1 rRNA gene is annotated in these 642 nt (G+C 53.4%); it reads right to left on the bottom strand.

Features of this window, described 5'->3' with window-relative positions:
* Positions 1-642, bottom strand: a 16S ribosomal RNA gene (locus tag R2X38_RS26620); the annotation flags it as partial.

Raw genomic sequence — 642 nt, 5'->3', positions numbered from 1 at the left:
GGGTTGCGCTCGTTGCGGGACTTAACCCAACATTTCACAACACGAGCTGACGACAGCCATGCAGCACCTGTCTCAGAGTTCCCGAAGGCACCAATCCATCTCTGGAAAGTTCTCTGGATGTCAAGAGTAGGTAAGGTTCTTCGCGTTGCATCGAATTAAACCACATGCTCCACCGCTTGTGCGGGCCCCCGTCAATTCATTTGAGTTTTAATCTTGCGACCGTACTCCCCAGGCGGTCTACTTAACGCGTTAGCTCCGAAAGCCAGTGTTCAAGACACCAACCTCCAAGTAGACATCGTTTACGGCGTGGACTACCAGGGTATCTAATCCTGTTTGCTCCCCACGCTTTCGCATCTGAGCGTCAGTCTTTGTCCAGGGGGCCGCCTTCGCCACCGGTATTCCTTCAGATCTCTACGCATTTCACCGCTACACCTGAAATTCTACCCCCCTCTACAAGACTCTAGCCTGCCAGTTCCAAATGCTATTCCGAGGTTGAGCCCCGGGCTTTCACATCTGGCTTAACAAGCCGCCTGCATGCGCTTTACGCCCAGTAATTCCGATTAACGCTCGCACCCTCCGTATTACCGCGGCTGCTGGCACGGAGTTAGCCGGTGCTTCTTCTGTCGCTAACGTCAAACACAT

This window comes from Photobacterium rosenbergii (assembly GCF_033022775.1).
GTDB lineage: Bacteria > Pseudomonadota > Gammaproteobacteria > Enterobacterales > Vibrionaceae > Photobacterium > Photobacterium rosenbergii_A.
Note: the sequence above shows the minus strand (reverse complement) of the source record. Positions and strands in the feature narration are given on the sequence as shown.